Here is a 19,920-nt window from a genome sequence, read left to right as displayed (position 1 = left end):
TTAACTGTCAGGGAATAAAAAACATTTATCAGTGTTTCACTAATTATTGTCTCTGACTAGTGCTTTCGGCATGCATTAGCACACGTGCAGGATAGACTGGCATGGTGGGCTCTGAATCACCAATCTTGTTCTTAGACTTACCTACCGACACTGGCAGCGGGCTGCAAGTAGCTGTTTCTGGGGGAATCGGGGCCGGTAAGTCCACGGTATCAGCCGCGCTTGCCTCGTTGGGAGCAAAGGTCGTAGACGCCGACCAGATATCTCGCGAGCTCACGTCCAAGTCAGGGCTTGCACTGCCGCAGCTGTGGGAGGCGTTCGGCCCAGGCGTGTTCACTCCAGATGGGGCCCTGGATCGCCAACAACTCGCAAAGCTGGTGTTTGCCGACCCGGCGGCGCGCACTGAGCTAGATAGGATAATGCACCCGCTAATAAACCTGAGGGCACGCGATTTCTTAGCGCAGGCGGACCCGGGGCAAATATGCGTCTACGACATCCCACTGTTAGTCGAGACCGGTTTCCGGGCGGCGGTGAACGTGATCGTTTGGGCCCCGACCCCAGTGCGCATCCAACGGTTGGTAAAGCGGGGCCTGAGCGCAACAGACGCCCGCGCTCGGATTCGCGCCCAGGCTACCGACGCTCAACGGTTCGCGGTAGCGAACGTAGTGGTGAACAACGCTGGTGAACGTGACAAAGTAGAAAAGGCCGTGGCCACCGAGCTGTGGCCGGCACTGCTAGAAAGGGCATGATGAGCGATTTTCCAACTGTAGAACGCAAGGACAAGCGCTTTGAAGTCGTTAGCGAGTTCTCGCCCTCGGGCGATCAGCCTGCGGCAATTGCCGAACTTGCCGAACGCATTAATAACGGTGAAAAAGACATAGTGCTACTCGGTGCCACTGGCACAGGTAAGTCAGCTACGGCAGCGTGGCTTATAGAAAAAATACAGCGACCCACCCTGGTTATGGAGCCTAACAAGACTCTGGCCGCCCAGCTGGCGGCCGAGTTTAGAGAGTTGCTGCCAAACAACGCGGTCGAATATTTCGTTTCCTACTACGACTATTACCAGCCCGAAGCTTATGTGCCGCAGACGGATACCTACATCGAGAAAGATTCGTCTATAAATGACGAGGTCGAAAGGTTACGCCACTCTGCTACAAATTCGCTCCTTACCAGGCGCGACACCGTAGTAGTATCTTCGGTTTCCTGCATCTACGGTCTGGGCACTCCACAAGAATATGTAGAGCGCATGGTGGCTCTGGAGGTGGGGATGGAGATCGACCGCGACACCCTGCTGCGCCAGTTCGTGACTATGCAATACCAGCGCAACGACATGTCCTTTACCAGGGGCACCTTTAGAGTGCGCGGAGACACTATCGAGATCATCCCCGTCTACGAAGAGCTAGCCATCCGAATCGAGATGTTTGGCGACGAGATAGAAGCCTTGACCACGTTGCACCCACTGACCGGCAACGTCGTGCGCAGGGAAGAACAGGTGTTCATTTTTCCTGCCTCGCACTACGTAGCAGGCCCAGAACGTATGGAACGGGCCCTTGAATCTATCGAGAAGGAATTGGGGGAGCGACTGGCTGTTCTGGAACGCGAAGGAAAAATGCTGGAAGCTCAGCGTTTGCGCATGCGCACAACCTACGACCTCGAGATGATGCGCGAAGTGGGCACTTGCGCGGGCATCGAGAACTATTCGCGGCACATCGACGGGCGCGGTCCCGGTACTCCGCCCAACACGTTGCTGGACTACTTTCCAGATGATTTTGTACTTATTATCGACGAATCCCACGTTACCGTTCCGCAGATTGGAGCAATGTACGCGGGGGATATGTCCCGCAAGCGCACTCTAGTTGATTTCGGCTTCCGGCTCCCGTCCGCAATGGATAACCGCCCTCTAAAGTGGGAGGAGTTCCTCGAGAGGATCGGCCAAACGGTATACCTCTCGGCCACTCCCGGGAAATACGAGTTGGACCACTCAGACGGGGTAGTTGAACAGATTATTCGCCCCACTGGATTAGTGGATCCAAAGGTGGTCGTGAAACCCACAGAGGGGCAGATTGACGACTTGCTGGGCGAAATTCAAAAGCGGGTCGAGAAGAGCGAGCGTGTGCTGGTTACGACTTTGACCAAGAAGATGGCGGAGGATCTGACTGATTATTTTGCCGAGCGGGGCGTTCGAGTCGAATACTTGCACTCTGACGTGGACACGTTGCGGCGTGTGGAGCTACTCCGCGAATTGCGGCAGGGCAAATTCGATGTGCTCGTAGGTATAAATTTGCTGCGCGAAGGGCTAGATCTGCCCGAGGTTTCACTAGTGGCAATTTTGGATGCGGATAAAGAGGGATTCTTGCGCTCTACCACCTCACTCATTCAAACCATTGGGCGAGCTGCACGAAATGTATCTGGCGAGGTGCACATGTATGCAGACAACATCACCGAATCTATGCGTTTTGCTATAGACGAAACTGAACGCAGACGCGAAAAACAGATTGCCTACAACAAGAAACACGGAATCGATCCGCAGCCGCTACGCAAGAAGATCTCTGACGTAACAGATATGCTGGCCCGCGAGGATATCGATACAGAGGAACTACTCGAAGGCCATTACCGGAACGCGCGCTCTGGACCCACGCGGAAAGATATTTCTGAGGCCGACCTTTCTGTGCGAGCTCGGCTTGCCTCAGCTGCAGAAGGCGATCTCACAGGTCTGATTGAAGATCTTACAAAGCAAATGCATGCGGCCGCCGCTGAATTACAATTTGAGGTGGCAGGAAGACTGCGCGACGAAATTGCTGATTTGAAGAAGGAACTGCGGCAGATGAAGGCAGCTAACTAGATGAGGGGGCTCAGTAGCGCCCAGGCCGCTGAACTAACCGCGGCCGGCAAAGTCAACGTTCAAGACATATCTACTTCCCGTCCTCTTAGCGAGATTGTAAAAGCAAACGTTTTTACTCTTTTCAACGCTATCTTGGCGGTTTGTCTAGTAGTAGTGATAGCACTCGGATCCTGGCCAGATGCCGTATTCGGGATCGTCTTGGTTACAAATGCTGCAACCGGAATTTTTACGGAGTGGAAGGCCAAACGCACGCTAGACAAAGTGGCGATTTTGAACACTGCTCCGCTGCAGGTGCTCCGGGATGGGCAGGCGGTAAGCCTGCGCCCCGATCAGATAGTGCTAGGAGATTGGCTGACTTTGCGCAGAGGCGACCAAATACCTGCCGATGGGACTGTAAAGGAAGCCGATTCACTGACCTGCGACGAGTCAATCCTTACGGGTGAGGCGCGTCCGCAGAAGAAAAAACCGGGGGACCGAGTCCTGTCGGGTGCTACGGTCACTGCGGGTACTGCACTAATCCAGGTCGATGCCGTAGGAAAAGAATCCTATGCCGGCAGGCTAGGAGCTGACGTCCGCAAGTTCCGTCTTGCCAAATCCGAAATAGCGGATGGGATCAAGCGGATCATTGTATTGATTGGCAGAGCAATCCCGTTTTTGGTAATCATCCTTGCCTGGTCCCAATTGCACGTAGCAGGGGGGTGGGCCAATGCCATTGGTGGCGGAGCGTGGAAGGGAGTAGTACTTGCTGTAGTGGCCGGCATCGTCGGTATGATTCCGCAAGGGCTAGTGCTTTTAACCTCTGTAAACTTCGCTACCGCCTCGCTGTCGCTAGTGAAAAAGGGGGTACTGGTGCAGCAGATGCCCGCAGTGGAGGTATTGGCGCGAGTAGATACTCTTTGCCTGGATAAGACGGGCACACTCACCAGCGGGAAAATAGAGCTTGGCGACATCGTCTACCTTTCTGCCGACCCGCGGCCTATTCACATATGGGACAGTCCAAAGGATCCGGGCAAAGCCTTTGCCGACCAAAGTCTCCAAGATGCGCGGGCGCTCGCAGCCTTAGTTCAAGATCGGGTTAACGAAACTGCGGCAGCCATCGCCGAGGGGCTACAGGTCGATCCACTAGAGGGTGAATTGGACCCGTTCGATTCCCAGCGCAAGTGGTCCTCGTTTAGCTCGCAGGGCAGCACATGGTATTTGGGGGCCCCTGAGCTCATTTCTCAAAAGCCCCACACCCTGCAGCTGGTGCAGCAGGCAGCCCAGACCGGGGCGCGGGTACTGCTGCTAGCTAAAGCCCCAATTGGGGCGGGATTAAGAACAAAAGAGGCCGTTGACTGCGCGCTAATTGCCTGCACGGAACAGCTTCGCCCGGATGCGGCCCAAACCCTAACCTACTTCAGGCAGCAGGGGGTGCGCCCTCTGATCGTTTCTGGCGACAACCCGGTGACTGTCTCTGCGGTGGCAACTAAGGCGGGCCTTGCGGGAGGCCAGTTCTTGGATGCGCGCGCCCTGCCCAACGAAGTTGGCGAGCTAGCGCAGAAGCTGCAAGACGTAGCAGTGCTTGGCAGGGTGTTACCTGAGCAAAAAAAACAAATTGTGCAGGCACTGCAGAGCCAGGGTCATACAGTAGCTATGACGGGCGATGGGGTCAATGACTCGCTAGCCCTTAAAGAAGCCGACTTGGGGATTGCCATGGGATCCGGGGCGCCCGCTACAAAGGCGGCAGCAAAGATTGTCCTGCTAAACGGAGAGTTTTCGGCACTTCCGCCCGTGGTAGCTGAGGGAAGAAGAGTACTCGCCAACATGGAACGCGTATCGTCTCTGTTCTTGACTAAGACGGTCTACGCCACGCTAATAGCAGCGTTGGTTTCCATGTTTGCCATCCCGTACCCGTTCCTGCCCAGGCACCTGACGCTAATAAGTGTCTTCTTCATTGGTCTGCCTGCCTTTATTTTGGCTTTTTCCCCAACCAATCAGCGCTACCGCAAAGGATTCCTGCGAAGAACACTTTCGCTGGCTCTCCCTGCCGGCATCGTTGCCGCCGGAAGTGTATTTTTCGCCTACTGGTGGATTTCTGAGCAGCTGCAACTGCAGCGCGAGGTAGCTGCGACAGCTGCCACCATGACCTTGGCGCTGATCTCTGCGACCGTGCTCGCCCTCGCTTCAAAACCCCTTTTCACCTGGCGTGGAATACTCCTTCTGGCTATGGTAGCGGGCGTGGCGACCGTGTTGTGGAACGGGGAGTTAAGGGAGCTGTTTTCGTTGGTGGTGCCCCCGTCAGCGGCCTGGCAAGTGATCGCTGTGGCGGGGCTAATAGGGATAGTTCTGGTACTAGTTTTCAACCTCATGCGAAAGGCCACATTCGCCCGAGCGAGTTAACGCGGGGGCCGCTGGACCTGTAGACTTGCCTGCGGAGGGGAGTACTTCCACAAACAGTGGGGTCGTCATCACGGCAAAGGCCCGGTCCCACAGCCTCAGGGCGGAAAGAGACCTCCGTGTATTTTTAGTACCGGAGGATAATTTGGACGTTCATGTTCTTGGGTGGATAGGTCTATCCGCCATGATCATCGCAATGATCGTATTCGATATATTCGCCCACATTCGCACTCCCCACGAACCAACTCTTAAAGAGGCCGCGATCTGGTCTGGCATCTACGTTGGCATTGGGCTCTCGTTCGCGCTGATCGTATGGGCGATCTGGGGAGGTACGTACGGGACCGAGTACCTGGCCGGCTTCCTAACCGAGAAGTCTTTGTCGCTAGACAACCTGTTCGTCTTCATAATAATCATTACAGGATTCCGGGTGCCCAGACGCGACCAGCAAATGGTGTTGCTTTGGGGCATCGTTATTGCCATCCTGGCTCGGCTCGTATTCATTTTGATGGGGGCGGTTATTATCAACCGCTTCGCGGCGGTGTTTTACCTTTTTGGTGCGTTCTTGGCTTATACGGCAATCAGCCAGGCGCGCGAGGGCGTGGGTTCTCTCGAGGACGAACAAGCTGAGGAATACGAAGAAAATACAGTCACGAGGTGGGCTCGCAAGATTTTCCCCGTAACCGAAGGATTTATTGGGGACAAGTTCATTCACCGCCACTCCGGAAAAACGTATGTCACTCCCATGGCATTGTGCGTAGTCGCAATTGGGTCAGCAGATATTATGTTTGCAATGGATTCTATTCCGGCGATTTTCGGACTAACCCACGAGGCATTTTTAGTATTCGCAGCTAATGCCTTTTCGCTTCTTGGACTTCGGCAGCTTTACTTTTTGATTGATGGGCTTTTAGAACGCCTGGTGTTTTTGCACTATGGACTGGCTCTGATCTTGGGATTTATCGCTGTGAAGCTGATAGTCCACGCCCTCCACGAGGCTCCCATTCTGGGGGCTGAGCGATGGGCGCAGGCGATCCCTGAACCGTCAATTAGCTTCTCGATGGCCTACATCGTGGTGGTCTTGGTTATAACCACGGTGTCTTCGCTGTGGTATTCCAAGAAGGTAAAGGCGAGCTAGGGGCTGCCCCAGGCAAGTAGGGGCAGCCGCGAGCTCTAATAGGTCATTTGCAGCAGGTCTGCGACCATGGTTGGGCGGGTGCGGATGCCGTCGTGCTGGTACTCGTTAGTGCGCAGCAGTCGAATGCCCCTAATTTCAGCAGCCGTGCGGGTGGAAAGTGGTTCTGGCACGAACATGTCGTTCTGATATACCGCTGCCGCTACTGGCACCTGGTTCGCATTCAGCACCTCGGGAAGGTAGGTGAGTGGTAGATCTGTTGCCTCAGCAAGCACATCCATCGCTCCGACAGTGCCGGAAAGTGCCGGGTCTTCGGTAAAGGCCTCCCTGTAGAAGTGTTCGCCGGTTAGGTAGAACGGTTCGGGGCTGGCAGGGTCAGTTGTGAAAATGGGGTCCGCTAGCCTCTGAGCGGACCAATTCGTAGGCTTGCCAGCAGCTTCGGGGCCAGCCCCCGCATAGGTAACTTCGTGAAGCAGGGCATAGAGGGGAGCGGAGGCATTTGAAATTACACCGGCCAGATCCGACAGGAAGGAATAACTGAGCCTCCTTGCCGCTCCCTTTGAGGAGGCGAATGGGTCCTCGAAAAGGTAGTGCAGGGAATCGAAACCGGCGCTCATGCCCAACCCCAAACCGGCCATGCGCAGCCTGGGCACGGTTAGTTTTTCCCCGGTGGGCAAATATTCGTCTACCTCGCTAATATGGCGGGCCACGTCGCGAATAGTTTGCGCGGACCCCGGGTAGACCTGCTCGAATTGTTCATTTCTGCGTGCCGCCTGGGCAAAGGTGAGTTTGTATATATCGTCGATGTGGCCCAGATGCGGTAGTCCACCGGTTAAAACCGCCCTCTCAATTCCTTCCGGGAATAGCGAGAGATAGGCGGTAATACAAAATCCGCCGAAGGATTGGCCCACTAATGTCCACGGTTTTGCGCCCAGTGCGTGCCGCAGTGACTCGCAGTCTGCAGCAATGGCGTCCTGCCTGAAAAAGCTCAGGTATTTTGCGCCTTCCTTAGGCCCTAACTGCGAGATGAGCTTTCCGTCGATTGGGCTAGACAGTCCCGTGCCGCGCTGATCAATTTGTATTACGCGGTAGTGGTCTAAGGCCCAATCCATCCACCCTGAGGTGGGATTTGCTGGGCGCATGCCTTTAGTACCGGGGCCGCCCTGCAAATACAGAAGGCGAGGACGATCTTCACCCGAGCGCCTGACATACTCCCTAGAGAAGAACGTTACTGTTTGCCCGTTTGAGGGATTGCGAAAGTCTAGTGGTACTTCTAACCAGCGTTCGACAATTTTATGTCCGCGCATTACAAAGGTTGAGCTCTTCAAAGCTGGGACCTCCTTGCTAAGGTTTGTGCCAAAGTGGCACAAACTATGAGTTGTAGTTGGTGGAAAACAATAATGGGTACTGTAACTGCCGCGAGAGTGCTGGCAGGGAAGATTATTGCGGCCATGGGCAGGCCGGTAGCTAAAGATTTCTTGGAGCCGCACATGAGCACCACAATCTGATCCCCCTTAGGCATGTGCAAGGCTTTTGCCCCAAACCAGGTTAGGCAGAGCATAATTGCCAGAATAATCGCGGAGGCGCCCACTAAAAGCAGAACCTGGCCGAGGGATATTCGGCTCCACAGCCCGCGTGCTGTGGCTCCCGCTACCGAAGAGGCAACGATTACCAGGATGGTTCCCTGATCTACGGCTTTGGTAAGCCCACGATGAGCGCGCAGCCAAGTACCGATCTTCGGTTGTAGCAGTTGCCCTGCGACAAAAGGCACCAGTAACTGCAGGATAATGTTGCCGATAGACCCCAGCGAAACTCCAGCAGAAGCACCCATTAGGAGCATTACCAGCAGGGGAGTAATTACCATCCCAGCAATGTTCGAGATGGTAGCTGAACACACTGCTGCCCCAATATTTCCGCGCGCAATGGAAACAAATGCGACCGAAGATTGCACGGTGGAAGGCAACAGGGTCAAATACAAAATGCCGGTTGCAAATGTGCCCCCTAACAGATGTTCCCAAAGTGGGAAACTCACTGCCCCTAAAATCGGAAAAATTACGAAGGTAGCAAGCGCAACTGAACCTTGCACCTTCACATTCTTTAGACCCGCCACCACCTCGGCTGTAGAAAGTCGCCCTCCATACAGAAAAAAGAGGGCGACAACCGCCCAGGTCCCGATTATTCCTAGCACAGAGATTGCTCGGGGTGGTATGGGAACCATAATCCCAATCGTCAAAACGACCAGGATCCCGATAATGAAGGGGTCAGCTAGCGAAGAGAGAGCCGGGGGCAGCTTCCTCACTGAGCAAATATCCCGATCACCGGGTTCCAGACGCGCGCAGTACGCTTGCAGATGAAACCATTTTCAAAAAAGGGATCGGAGGAGAGCAAATCTAAAGCCTCGCCCTCGGAGGTAGCATTCAGTAAAATTACGGCTCCTGGGGCTCCGGACCCCTGCAGGGGGCCAGAGGCAACAACGACGTCTTTTTCGAAAAGATCTTGCAAGTGCGCCCGGTGCCTAGGGCGCACCTGATTCATTTGCTCCGACTTGGACTCGTCGTAGAGATATTCCACCAAAACTTTCACTGCCACGGAACCTTCCGTTCTTGTTGTTGTTCGATAAATGCAACGTTTCCGGCGACCGGCTGCCACTCCCGGACGATCCGATCACTTACCAAGCCGCCCTCAACATAGGGGTCGGCCTCCAACAGCTCGAGGGCACGTTGGGCACTTTGTGCTCGAACAATAGACAGTGACCCCTCGTGGTTGAACGACTTCAGCTTGCCCGTTGCAAGTACCTGGTTTTTATCAGCGAGTTTACGCATGAACGCGCGGTGATTCGGACGCAGTTCATCTTTGAGCAGCTGCAGGTCCGGATGATAGACGTATTCGACCACGTAAATACTCATGGTTCAAGTATCACCCTAGTTTTGGCAGAGGGAAAGCAGAATAAGGTTCGCTGCCAGGCGAAGGAAGGGCGCTAGGGGGAGTTTTTCACCTGGTACCGGTAAATTTGAAGGGTGAGTGAAAACCTATTAGTTCGTGGCGCCCGGCAACACAATTTGAAGGGAATAGATGTCGATCTTCCCCGCGATAGCCTAATTGTATTTTCGGGCCTGTCTGGGTCCGGCAAGTCGTCTTTAGCCTTCGACACTATTTTTGCTGAGGGGCAACGCCGCTACGTGGAATCTTTGTCCTCTTATGCCCGCCAATTTCTGGGACAGATGGATAAACCGGATGTGGATTTCATCGAAGGACTTTCACCGGCGGTGTCGATCGACCAAAAATCTACCTCGCGCAACCCGCGCTCGACGGTAGGGACTATTACCGAGGTCTACGACTATTTGCGCCTGCTATTTGCTCGTGCAGGAGTTCCACACTGTCCCGAATGCGGGCAGAAAATATCTTCCCAATCTCCCCAGCAGGTGGTGGATAAACTACTCGAATATCCCGAGGGCACCCGATTCCAGGTGCTGGCTCCGGTAGTGCGCGGCCGCAAGGGTGAATATGCTGACGTCTTCGACGACATGCGGGCACGAGGTTTTTCTAGGGTAAAGGTGGACGGCGAGCAAATACGCCTGGAAGAGGCTCCAAAACTAGAAAAGAAGCTGAAGCACAACATCGAGGTGGTGGTGGACCGTATTGTGCTGCGCGAGGGCGTACGAGTGCGGCTGACCGATTCGGTAGAAACTGCTATGGAACTTGCTGAGGGGCGCGTTTTCATTGAGTTTATCCCCAAACAGGACGGAGATATTTCAGGGCTGCGCAAGTTTAGCGAGCACCGGGCCTGCCCTAATGACCACGAGTTGGTACTCGACGAAATTGAACCTCGCACCTTCTCTTTCAACGCTCCTTATGGAGCTTGTGACGCCTGCGACGGCATTGGCTATAAGTTGCAGGTAGACCCCGACCTTTTGGTTCCCGACGAAGAACTGTCCTTGGGCGAGGGCGCAGTGTCGATCTGGTCGCCCTCGAACAAATACTTTATGAGACAGCTTGACGCACTAGGTAAGGAACTGGGTTTCAGTCTAGACACGCCTTGGAAGGAGCTTCCAAAAAAGGTTCGCAACGCACTAATCAAGGGGAAAGATTACAAAGTCAAAGTGCGCTACCGCAACCGGTGGGGCCGCGAGCGGGTTTACGCCTCTGGTTTTGAAGGAGCGGTGCACTACGTAGAGCGCAAACATGCCGAGACCGAATCGGATACGCAGCGGGCTAGGTACGAGGATTATATGCGCGACGTTCCCTGTGCGAAATGCCATGGGAAGCGACTAAAGCCGGAGGTGCTCGCAGTTACAGTAGGCGGAAAATCCATCGCCGAAGTCACTGACATGTCCATCGAGCGTTCGGCGGAGTTTCTTTCTGCCTTGCAGCTTGAGGGGCCGGGGAGGAAGATTGCGCGGCCAATTCTGACTGAGATAAAAGCACGTTTGGCCTTTTTGAACGATGTTGGGCTTTCGTATTTGACGCTGTCGAGGGCGGCGGGCACACTTTCTGGCGGGGAAGCCCAACGTATCCGCCTTGCAACTCAGATAGGCTCGGGGCTGGTGGGGGTTCTCTACGTTCTCGACGAGCCTTCGATTGGTTTACACCAACGCGACAATGCCCAGCTCATAAAGACTTTGGTGCGTCTTCGCGACCTGGGGAACACCTTGATCGTGGTCGAACACGACGAGGAAACTATCCGTAGCGCAGACTGGATAGTCGACATTGGCCCGGGTGCTGGCGAAGGAGGCGGGCATGTGGTCTACTCTGGGCCGGTGAAGGGCATTGAGGCAGCCAAGGGCTCCCTGACAGGCGACTATCTGGCGGGGCGCCGTAAAATTGAGGTTCCCGAGGCTCGGCGCAAGTTTGACAAGAGTTCTAAACTGTCGGTACATGGAGCTCGCGAGAATAATCTGAAGAATATTGACGTGGATTTCCCGCTGGGTCTGTTCACGGCAGTCACTGGGGTTTCGGGGTCTGGAAAGTCAACGCTGGTGAATCAGATTTTGTACCAATCTTTGGCACGCACTCTGAATCGGGCCCGCACGGTTCCCGGGCGGCACAAGTCGATTTCCGGGATGGAGCAGCTGAGGAAGGTCGTCCACGTCGACCAGTCGCCTATTGGGCGCACCCCGCGTTCGAATCCTGCGACCTATACCGGGGTGTGGGATAGTGTGCGCAAGCTTTTCGCCGAAACCCCCGAGGCAAAGGTGCGCGGGTATGGTCCGGGGCGCTTTAGCTTCAATGTGAAGGGAGGGCGCTGTGAAACCTGCAAGGGCGACGGCACCATAAAAATCGAGATGAACTTTTTGCCGGATGTGTATGTTGCCTGCGAAACTTGCCATGGGGCCCGCTACAATCGCGAGACTCTCGAGATCCGCTACCGCGGCAAAACAGTCGCAGACGTGCTGAATATGCCAATCTCGGAGGCGGTCACATTCTTCGAGGCAATTCCGCGTATCTCCAGGTACTTACAGACCTTAGTAGATGTTGGGCTGGGGTACGTGCGCTTGGGGCAGTCTGCAACTACTTTGTCTGGCGGCGAAGCACAGCGTGTAAAGCTGGCCTCCGAATTGCATAAGCGCTCCAACGGCAAAACGGTCTACATCCTCGACGAGCCCACAACCGGGTTGCACTTAGAAGATATCCGCAAGCTATTACTGGTGTTGCAGGGACTAGTTGACAAGGGCAATACCGTAATAGTTATTGAACATAACCTGGATGTCATAAAGTCAGCAGACTGGCTTATTGACATTGGCCCCGAGGGCGGCGAGGGAGGCGGCACAATTGTTGCAACGGGTACCCCCGAGCAGGTGGCAGCTAATGAGGCTTCCTGGACTGGCAGATACCTAAAACCCCTGTTAGAGGCGTAAAGGAATGAGGCGGGCTAGGAAGCTAGCCCGCCTCATTCCATATCTATTTAATTTAGCCGCGTTTAGCGCCCTCGTACATTTTGTCGATAACGTCTGCGAATCGATCCAACACTTTGGTCCGCTTTACCTTTAAAGATGGTGTGAGTAATCCATTTTCTTCGGTAAAATCGGTAGGCAGAACTGTGAACTTGCGGATCGATTCGGCCCTAGAAACAGCCTTATTCGCACGTTTAACAGCCCGATCCAATGCTGCGAGCACATCCTTGTCCTTGGCGGCTTCTACGACCTCCATATGGGTAAGCCCATGGTTTTCTAGCCAGGAAGGCAGCATTTCGGAATCGAGGGTAATAAGTGCGGAAATGAAATTGCGCTGATCGCCAACTACAACTACCTGTGAAATTAGGGGGTGTCCGCGCAGGCGGTCCTCAAGCACTGCAGGCGAGACATTTTTGCCGCCGGCGGTCACAATTATCTCTTTCTTGCGCCCGGTAATTTTGACCCGGCCCATATCGTCTATAGAGGCTAAATCGCCAGATTTGTACCAGCCGTCCGGTGTAAAGGCCTCTTTGGTGGCTTCGGGATTATTGCGGTATCCGCGCATAATTCCTGGACCATAGGCTTCCAACTCGCCGTCGGAGGAGAGCCGAACCTGGTTGCAAAGTAGAGGGGCCCCAACCGAGCCGGTCTTGTTAGTTTCGGGCATCGAAATAGTGAGCGGGCCGCCCATCTCGGTAGTTCCGTACCCTTCTAACACGTCAAAGCCAAGCCCGCGGAAGAAGTAGGCCAACGTAGGCGAGAGGGGGGCGCCGCCAGAGACAATAACCCGCAGATTTCCTCCCAGCAGCTCCGGAATTTTAGCTAACACCCGTCGCGCTATTGCTGCGCTGGCACGCACAGACGTTGTGAGAGTGCCCTCTTCTTCATGTTCAGCGTAGGTTTCGAGGGCGTGGGCCGACCAGCGGAACATTTTCAATTTCATTCCGGATCCGGCTTTGGAATCAGCTGCGTTATAGACCTTTTCGAGGACCCGGGGAACTACGAGTAGGGAAGTGGGCCGGAAGGTGGTCATGTCTCCCATGAGGTTCTTAATTGAGGAGGAATGTCCCACTACTCCGTGTCCAGCCAACGCCATGAAATTGATGAAACGCGCTAGAACGTGGGCCACCGGCAGGAACAATAGTACGCGCGTATCCGGATGGACGATCGCCTGCGGCAACATCTGCTGGGCCGCCTCAATTTGCTTGATGAAATTAGAGTGGGTAAGTTCGACACCTTTAGGGCGGCCGGTGGTACCGGAGGTGTAGATAATTGTGGCAACATCCTCACTATCAAGCCCGTCCAAACGTTCCGCAAGGGCGTTTTCGTCGACCTCTTCAGAACGCTCAATAATTTGGACCATGGCGTCGGAATCATGGGCAAGCACCCCTAATACCGTGGGACGGTCGCGGACCAGAGAATCAATTACGCGCGCTTGGATAGAGGTGTCAGTGACAACAAAACGGATGTCCGAATCCTCGATAATCCAGCTGATCTGCTCGTTGGAATCAGATTCGTAAATCGGGACTACCACGCACCCTGCGCTTTGGGCGGCCAGGTCCAAGACAGTCCACTCGTAAGAGGTGGCCCCAAAAATTGCTACTGAATCACCAGGCTTTAGCCCGTATGCCATCAATCCCCGGGCGACCACGTGAACCTGGTCCCGCAGCGCCTCGGCGGTAATTTTCTGCCACTGGGTGCCAATCTGGTTGCGCAATTCGACTGCCACCTCAGTGGGGTACAGGCTAGCTCGCTTCTCGACTATTCCGGGAATAGTGCCGGCAGCTAGATATTCCTTCTTAGGGCGGCGACGCAGTAAGGCCATAGCGACCTCCTAACTAGAGGAACAAAACGTTATACTTACGGTACCGTAAGTTAGTCCTCTTAGGTATATTTCGTTCGCCGAGTACCGATATTGCTAACCTGTAACACATGAGCTACTCGCATCTGCTACCCAGGCGGTACACCGTTATTCAAACCGGGCTCGGAGACATTGCACTGCGGGCGGATGCAGCTGTGCTCACTGGAGTGTGGTTTGTGGGCCAGCGCCACTACCCGGATGCACAGATGCTCGGGATTGTAGCCAGGCCCCTGGATCCGATCCTCACCCCGGCCTCTGACCAGATCAAAGACTACCTGAGCGGAAAACAAGAGAAATTCGATCTGGACTACCAGCTACTCGGTGACGCCTTCTCACTGCGGGTATGGCATTACCTAGAAACGATTCCACGAGGGCAGGTACGCACCTACGGACAGGTGGCGGCCGCCCTCGGGAACCGTTTCCTGGCGCGAGCAGTCGGAGCGGCGGTAGGGAAGAACCCAATATCAATAATCGTTCCCTGCCATCGAGTAATAGGTGCAAACGGCTCCCTGGGTGGCTACGCGGGCGGACTCGAGCGCAAACGCTACCTACTCGATTTAGAAGACTCTCAATTGCCCGGAACAGCGCGACTCTTTTAAAAAATTTTGGGCCCGGCCGAAGCCGAGCCCAAAACACTTACTGACTTACAGTCCGTAGTAGAGCTGGAATTCGTAAGGATGCGGATAAGCTCGCATAGGCGCAATCTCGTTTTCAGTCTTGTAGTCGATCCAGGTATCGAGCAGATCCTGAGTGAACACGTCGCCCTCGGTGAGGAAATCAGAGTCTGCACGAAGGGCATCAAGTGCCTCCTCCAATGAAGCTGGCAGTTTCTTGATGTCAGCGTATTCTGCCGGAGGCAACTCGTACAGATCCTTGTCCACGGGCTCTGGCGGCTCAATGCGGTTACGAATGCCATCAAGACCAGCCATTAGCGAAGCCGAGAAGGAAAGATACGGATTAGCTGAAGGATCTGGCACGCGGTATTCCACCCGCTTTGCCTTGGGGGAGGTGCCGGTAACCGGAATACGAATACAAGCGGAACGGTTACGTGCAGAATAAACCAGGTTTACCGGAGCCTCAAAGCCCGGTACCAAGCGACGGTAGGAGTTAATCGACGGGTTAGTAAATGCCAGCAGAGCCGGGGCATGTGCCAGCAGACCGCCAATAAAGTAGCGCGCCATATCGGAAAGGGCGCCGTAGCCGCGCTCGTCATAGAACAACGGGTCGCCGTTCTTCCACAGAGAAAGGTGAGTGTGCATACCCGACCCGTTGTCCCCAACCAGCGGCTTCGGCATGAACGTGGCAGTGCGACCGTCAGCAATCGCAGCATTCTTGATCACGTATTTGAATTTCATCATGTCGTCAGCAGCAGCCTGCAGCGAATTGAAGCGATAGTTGATCTCTTGCTGGCCCCCGGTGCCAACTTCGTGGTGGGCACGTTCCAACTTCAGTCCCACCTGCCCCAGCAAAGTAGACATAGTGTCGCGCAGATCTGCAAAATGGTCGGTAGGTGGTACAGGGAAATACCCGCCCTTCAAATCCACCTTGTAACCGTCGTTGTGTCCGTCCTCTTCGGCACCCATGCGCCATTCGCCCTCGACGGAATCAATCTGGTAAAAACTGTGCTCACGACGCGTTTGGAAACGCACCGAGTCGAACAAGTAAAATTCGGCTTCAGCACCAATGAAACAGGTGTCTGCAATGCCGGTAGACTTCAAATATGCCTCGGCTTTAGCTGCTACCTGACGCGGATCGCGCGAAAAAGGTTCATCGGTAAAAGGGTCGACAATGGAAAAATTGACCACTAAGGTTTTGGCTTTGCGGAACGGATCAATAAAGGCCGTGCTCACGTCTGGAATAAGCTTCATGTCGGATTCGTTGATGGCAACAAAACCGCGAATAGAAGAACCGTCAAACATAAGCCCGTCAGTTAGAGCCGCATCCTTGAACTCGCTCGCAGGAATGGCGAAATGTTGGGAAACGCCCGGCAGATCGCAAAAGCGAACGTCGACGAATTCGACCTTTTCCTTATCGATGTACTCAACAGCCTCTTCCGTGGACTGGAACATGTGATCTCCCGGAAAAAATAGAGATTAAAGGTGGTGTCAAAGACAGCTCTAATCTAACAAAAGCCGCCGCTAGTTATCCAGCTAAAAGCAAGATAACTAGCGGCTGTGGTAAAGGGCACTAGTTCAAAATATTTTCGAAATTAGTAGTGAACCACCGTGGTTGTACCCACCGGCGCCCACTCGAAATACCAGCCGGCCAGCGACACTGGCAAATTCACACAGCCGTGCGAACCCGAAGGGCCGGCGTAACCGAAGGTGGAACGCCAAGGAGCGCCATGCAGAGCATATCCTCCCGAGAAATACATGGCGTAAGGCACGTCAGGGGTGAAATAGTCTTCCCCGCGCATGTCGTCGTAGCGATACTTGCGTTGAATCTTGAAGATGCCCTGCACTGTCTCGTAACCGGGCATGCCATCTACCATGTATTCAGGGCCGCGAATCATTTGGGCGCCCACATAAGCTGAGACAGTGTGATTTGAAAGATTGATGTCAATCCACTTTTCGCCCTCCGTGGCAGGGTAGGCTAGCTTTTCGGCCCCTTTGGCAATAGTGCGGGTGTCCCATTCGGCCTTTTTAGGCTTAGAAGTAAATTTGCCAGTGTAGTCCTTACCCGCGTTAAGTGAGTCAGTACCGGACTTGGCAAGTTCTTCAGCGTTGTCGATCGCATAGCCGTCCTGCGGTTCGCGGACAGTGGCCAGAGTTTTGCCAGTCGAATCAACGTTTTTTAGACCATTTTGAGGGGCTTTGCTCACCTGCCCAGCAAGTTTTGACACCCACTCTTTGACGCGCTCGCCATTCATCTTGGGAGCCTGTTGTTTGCCAGATCCGTTTTCGGCAAAGTCTACCCAAGCGCGTTTCTTCTGCGCGCTTGGCTCGTAAGTTTCGCCCTCGTAAGTGATGGTAAATGGAGTGCGCGCAAGCTTATTTGCCCTATCCAAAAAGCCCTTGGCCTGTTCGTCGGTAATCGTCGGTTCCGACCTCACTGCTTTTACAGTGATCGACTGACTGGTGAGTGTGTTTATCGCCTTTTGGGCGGCAGCGTCTATTTGGTCGGGGTTGATGCCGCGCCCCGGCTTGCCTGACTGTAGCCGGAACGCAGATCCGTCCTCGGCAAGTACAACTTTGGCGTTCACCGGGGTGTTGTCCTTGCCTCCTAGTAAGTGGGAAGCGAACTCGCCAACCTTACCGGGGGTTTGCGAAAATGCGGGCCTGACCTGTGCGGGAGAAAACAATCCTTTTAGGCGTTGGCCAAAACTATGGGAAGAGGCTAAAGCGCGCTCGGCAGTCTTTTTGGAATCTACCGCGTACCCAAGCTCCGACAGGGGAGCGGTCTTAGTAGCATCCCCGCTGATGCGCACCGCTAGCTGGGAGGCATTTTGGGCAACCTGTTGCTCGATCTGGGAAGCCTTCATAGCGGTGACCGGCTTACCGGCAACCGTGGTTCCGGGCAGTGCCCTGTCCTTAAAATAAAAGCCGTAGCCAGCGATTGCGGCGGCAAGCAGGACTAGCAGGCCGCCCAAGACAGCCGCCACAACCCATTTTTTCTTGGAAGAACTTGAGTCGGGGGAAACCGTCGGGCCCGGAGCAGGTGCGAAGGCGTTTCCGGCGGCGGAATTAGAAAGCGGATTTTGGGTACTCATCATCACATATGGTACCGGTACTAGCTCTGCTAGCAACCCTCTGACCCGGAGATTTGCCGCACAAGTGCTAGCCTTATTCGGCTCCTCCGGCCTGCTGCCATAGACTGGCGAGGTGACTGATCCAGCATCGTACAGGCCTGCCCCCGGCGAGATTCCCACCGACCCCGGTGTTTATCGCTTTATAGATTCACATGGGCGCGTCTTGTATGTGGGGAAGGCAAAGAATCTGCGCGCGCGCCTCGCGAACTATTTCCAAGATCCTGCTAGCTTGAATCCGCGCATAGCGCAAATGGTTCGCTCTGCCTCGCAGGTGCGCTGGGTGGTAGTGGGCACGGAAGTAGAATCTCTTTCCCTCGAATACGCGTGGATCAAGGAATTCGAGCCGCGTTACAACGTCATGTATCGCGACGATAAGTCGTATCCCTACCTGGCTGTCACCATGAGCGAGCCTTTCCCTAGGGTGGAGGTCACTCGGGCCAAGCACAAAAAAGGAAACCGCTACTTTGGCCCGTACACGAAGGTGTGGGCTATACGCGAGACACTCGAATTGTTGCAACGGCCGTTTCCAGTGAGGACCTGTACCAACGGGGTCTTCAATCGTGCTAAGGCCCAGGGACGTCCCTGCCTACTGGGATACATAGACCGCTGTTCAGCCCCCTGCGTGGGAAGGATCAGTCAGGAAGACCACCGTCAGTTAGCAGTCCAATTATGTGATTTTATGGCGGGGAAAACTGGCCCACTTATCCGCCAACTCACAGCCCAGATGAAGGACGCTGCCCAGCGGCAAGAATATGAGCGGGCTGCTTCGCTGCGGGACACATTAAAAGCTGCCAAAACGGTACTCGAGAAGAATACTGTAGTGCTTGAAGATGGCACCGACGCAGACATCTTCGGGCTGGCCACCTCCGAACTAGTGGCCTCTGTGCAGGTGTTTATGGTGCGCGGCGGGCGTATTCGCGGGGAACGCGGTTGGGTTATAGAAAGGGCCTACCAGGAAACCGAGTCGGAGTTAATTGAAAAGCTCTTGGAGCAGGTCTACGGCGACTATCAGCCGTCGGATACTCCTACCCAACGGGATGTTGGGAAGAGCGTTGACGATCGCGTGCACACACCCACCTCAGCTATGCCGCGCGAAATTTGGGTGCCTGCTCTGCCGGCCGACAGCGAAACTGTAACTAAGTGGCTAGCCCAAAAACGCGGGGGTCCGGTAAGGCTCCGTCAGGTTCAGCGAGGAGATAAGAAGGCTTTGGCTGAAACCGTGGAAAAGAACGCCAAAGACGAACTTAGATTGCACCTGTTGCGGCGTTCGGGCGATTTGACTGAGCGTTCCAAGGCCCTCGAAGAGCTAGCCGATGCGTTAGAGCTGGACACTGCTCCTTTGCGTATTGAAGGCTTCGATATTTCACATATCTCTGGCACCAATCAGGTCGCCTCGATGGTCGTGTTCGAAGATGGCGCTCCCAGGAAATCTGCCTATCGCCATTTTGCGATCCGAGGCAAACACGGGGAGGGAGCTAGCGACGACACAGCTGCAATGGCCGAGGTACTCACCCGGCGCCTGGCGCGCCTGCAGGCAGAAGAGAAGGGAATAGAAGGTGAGGACGAAGACGGCATTCCGTTTGAAGTAGGTCCGTTGGACGAAGAGGGCTCGCCGCGCCGCTTTAGCTACAGGCCTGATTTGCTGGTGGTTGATGGGGGCCTACCACAGGTAAACGCCGCCGCCCGAGTTGTGGCGGATATGGGTGCCGATATTCCGGTTGTAGGCCTAGCTAAGCGACTGGAAGAGATCTGGATTCCAGGGGAAGATTTGCCCGTGATCTTGCCACGCACTTCCCCTGCCTTGTTTATGCTGCAGTATTTGCGCGACGAATCTCACCGCTTTGCCATCACCTACCACCGCAAGAAACGCGGCAAGGCTATGACACGCTCCGTACTGGACAAGATTGAGGGGTTGGGTCCGGCTCGCCAGAAGGCGCTTCTGAAGCACTTCGGTTCGGTAGCTAGGATACGTGCGGCTACCCCGGAGGAACTGTCCGAGGTCGAGGGCATAGGGCCGGCACTTGCGAGCAAGATTAGTGAAAAGTTAGCCAGGTAAACCCCATTCGCCGTCTGGGT

Annotated in this window: 14 protein-coding genes; 7 read left to right on the top strand and 7 right to left on the bottom strand. The window is 54.7% G+C overall.

Features of this window, described 5'->3' with window-relative positions:
- Positions 1 to 104 precede the first annotated feature (104 nt).
- The 4 genes from coaE (at position 105) to G437_RS0104820 (ending at position 6,347) form a co-directional block, all read left to right on the top strand.
- Positions 105 to 746 carry a dephospho-CoA kinase gene (gene coaE / locus G437_RS0104835; protein ID WP_197409626.1) on the top strand — a complete coding sequence of 214 codons (642 nt, stop codon included), beginning with the start codon at positions 105 to 107 and terminating at the stop codon, positions 744 to 746.
- Positions 746 to 2,839: an excinuclease ABC subunit UvrB gene (gene uvrB / locus G437_RS0104830; RefSeq protein WP_024331453.1), complete on the top strand. Its 2,094-nt coding sequence runs from the start codon at positions 746 to 748 to the stop codon at positions 2,837 to 2,839. Before coaE ends, uvrB begins: the two co-directional genes overlap by 1 nt.
- Positions 2,840 to 5,218, top strand: coding sequence for an HAD-IC family P-type ATPase (locus tag G437_RS0104825; RefSeq protein ID WP_024331452.1), 2,379 nt, complete (start codon positions 2,840 to 2,842; stop codon positions 5,216 to 5,218). It begins immediately after the preceding gene.
- Positions 5,219 to 5,360: 142 nt separating this feature from the next.
- Positions 5,361 to 6,347: a TerC/Alx family metal homeostasis membrane protein gene (locus G437_RS0104820; RefSeq protein ID WP_024331451.1), complete on the top strand. Its 987-nt coding sequence runs from the start codon at positions 5,361 to 5,363 to the stop codon at positions 6,345 to 6,347.
- A gap of 35 nt (positions 6,348 to 6,382) precedes the next feature.
- Here G437_RS0104820 and G437_RS0104815 read toward each other — a convergent pair whose 3' ends face one another.
- From G437_RS0104815 to G437_RS0104800, 4 genes are read right to left on the bottom strand one after another with little or no spacing between them, the layout of a single operon-like run.
- Positions 6,383 to 7,651 carry an alpha/beta fold hydrolase gene (locus tag G437_RS0104815; protein WP_051141887.1) on the bottom strand — a complete coding sequence of 423 codons (1,269 nt, stop codon included), beginning with the start codon at positions 7,649 to 7,651 and terminating at the stop codon, positions 6,383 to 6,385.
- A 17-nt stretch (positions 7,652 to 7,668) separates the two neighbouring features.
- Positions 7,669 to 8,643 (bottom strand): bile acid:sodium symporter family protein, encoded by a 975-nt coding sequence (locus G437_RS0104810; RefSeq protein ID WP_024331449.1) that lies wholly within the window; start codon positions 8,641 to 8,643, stop codon positions 7,669 to 7,671.
- Entirely contained in the window at positions 8,640 to 8,933 is a 294-nt protein-coding gene (locus G437_RS0104805) for a YciI family protein (protein WP_024331448.1), read from the bottom strand. The genes G437_RS0104810 and G437_RS0104805 overlap by 4 nt, the downstream gene beginning before the upstream one ends.
- Entirely contained in the window at positions 8,924 to 9,250 is a 327-nt protein-coding gene (locus G437_RS0104800; protein WP_024331447.1) for a YciI family protein, read from the bottom strand. Before G437_RS0104800 ends, G437_RS0104805 begins: the two co-directional genes overlap by 10 nt.
- Before the next feature lie 111 nt (positions 9,251 to 9,361).
- Between G437_RS0104800 and uvrA the strand changes: the two genes are divergently transcribed.
- Complete coding sequence (gene uvrA / locus G437_RS0104795; protein ID WP_024331446.1) at positions 9,362 to 12,199, top strand: excinuclease ABC subunit UvrA; 2,838 nt, start codon at positions 9,362 to 9,364, stop codon at positions 12,197 to 12,199.
- A gap of 52 nt (positions 12,200 to 12,251) precedes the next feature.
- Here uvrA and G437_RS0104790 read toward each other — a convergent pair whose 3' ends face one another.
- A complete protein-coding gene (locus G437_RS0104790) occupies positions 12,252 to 14,060 on the bottom strand; it encodes an AMP-dependent synthetase/ligase (RefSeq protein ID WP_024331445.1) in 1,809 nt (602 codons plus the stop codon).
- 107 nt (positions 14,061 to 14,167) lie between these two features.
- Between G437_RS0104790 and G437_RS0104785 the strand changes: the two genes are divergently transcribed.
- Positions 14,168 to 14,695 carry a methylated-DNA--[protein]-cysteine S-methyltransferase gene (locus G437_RS0104785; RefSeq protein WP_024331444.1) on the top strand — a complete coding sequence of 176 codons (528 nt, stop codon included), beginning with the start codon at positions 14,168 to 14,170 and terminating at the stop codon, positions 14,693 to 14,695.
- A 45-nt stretch (positions 14,696 to 14,740) separates the two neighbouring features.
- Here G437_RS0104785 and glnA read toward each other — a convergent pair whose 3' ends face one another.
- Both glnA and G437_RS0104775 read right to left on the bottom strand, forming a co-directional pair.
- Positions 14,741 to 16,165, bottom strand: coding sequence for a type I glutamate--ammonia ligase (gene glnA, locus G437_RS0104780; RefSeq protein WP_024331443.1), 1,425 nt, complete (start codon positions 16,163 to 16,165; stop codon positions 14,741 to 14,743).
- Positions 16,166 to 16,305: 140 nt separating this feature from the next.
- Positions 16,306 to 17,805, bottom strand: coding sequence for a L,D-transpeptidase (locus G437_RS0104775; RefSeq protein ID WP_024331442.1), 1,500 nt, complete (start codon positions 17,803 to 17,805; stop codon positions 16,306 to 16,308).
- Between the two features lie 112 nt (positions 17,806 to 17,917).
- Here G437_RS0104775 and uvrC point away from each other — a divergent pair, with 112 nt between their 5' ends.
- Positions 17,918 to 19,900: an excinuclease ABC subunit UvrC gene (gene uvrC / locus G437_RS0104770; RefSeq protein WP_024331441.1), complete on the top strand. Its 1,983-nt coding sequence runs from the start codon at positions 17,918 to 17,920 to the stop codon at positions 19,898 to 19,900.
- The last annotated feature ends 20 nt before the right edge of the window (positions 19,901 to 19,920 follow it).

This window comes from Winkia neuii subsp. neuii DSM 8576, from assembly GCF_000420405.1.
GTDB classification, from domain to species: Bacteria; Actinomycetota; Actinomycetes; order Actinomycetales; family Actinomycetaceae; genus Winkia; species Winkia neuii.
This window is presented reverse-complemented; position numbering and strand designations above follow the sequence as displayed.

What these genes read in the sequence shown, in the direction of transcription:
- uvrB (WP_024331453.1), top strand. Translation starts at nt 746, where the DNA reads ATGAGCGATTTTCCAACTGTAGAACGCAAGGACAAGCGCTTTGAAGTC.
- G437_RS0104825 (WP_024331452.1), top strand. Translation starts at nt 2,840, where the DNA reads ATGAGGGGGCTCAGTAGCGCCCAGGCCGCTGAACTAACCGCGGCCGGC.
- G437_RS0104815 (WP_051141887.1), bottom strand. Translation starts at nt 7,651, where the DNA reads ATGCGCGGACATAAAATTGTCGAACGCTGGTTAGAAGTACCACTAGAC.
- G437_RS0104800 (WP_024331447.1), bottom strand. Translation starts at nt 9,250, where the DNA reads ATGAGTATTTACGTGGTCGAATACGTCTATCATCCGGACCTGCAGCTG.
- G437_RS0104790 (WP_024331445.1), bottom strand. Translation starts at nt 14,060, where the DNA reads ATGGCCTTACTGCGTCGCCGCCCTAAGAAGGAATATCTAGCTGCCGGC.
- G437_RS0104785 (WP_024331444.1), top strand. Translation starts at nt 14,168, where the DNA reads ATGAGCTACTCGCATCTGCTACCCAGGCGGTACACCGTTATTCAAACC.
- glnA (WP_024331443.1), bottom strand. Translation starts at nt 16,165, where the DNA reads ATGTTCCAGTCCACGGAAGAGGCTGTTGAGTACATCGATAAGGAAAAG.
- G437_RS0104775 (WP_024331442.1), bottom strand. Translation starts at nt 17,805, where the DNA reads ATGAGTACCCAAAATCCGCTTTCTAATTCCGCCGCCGGAAACGCCTTC.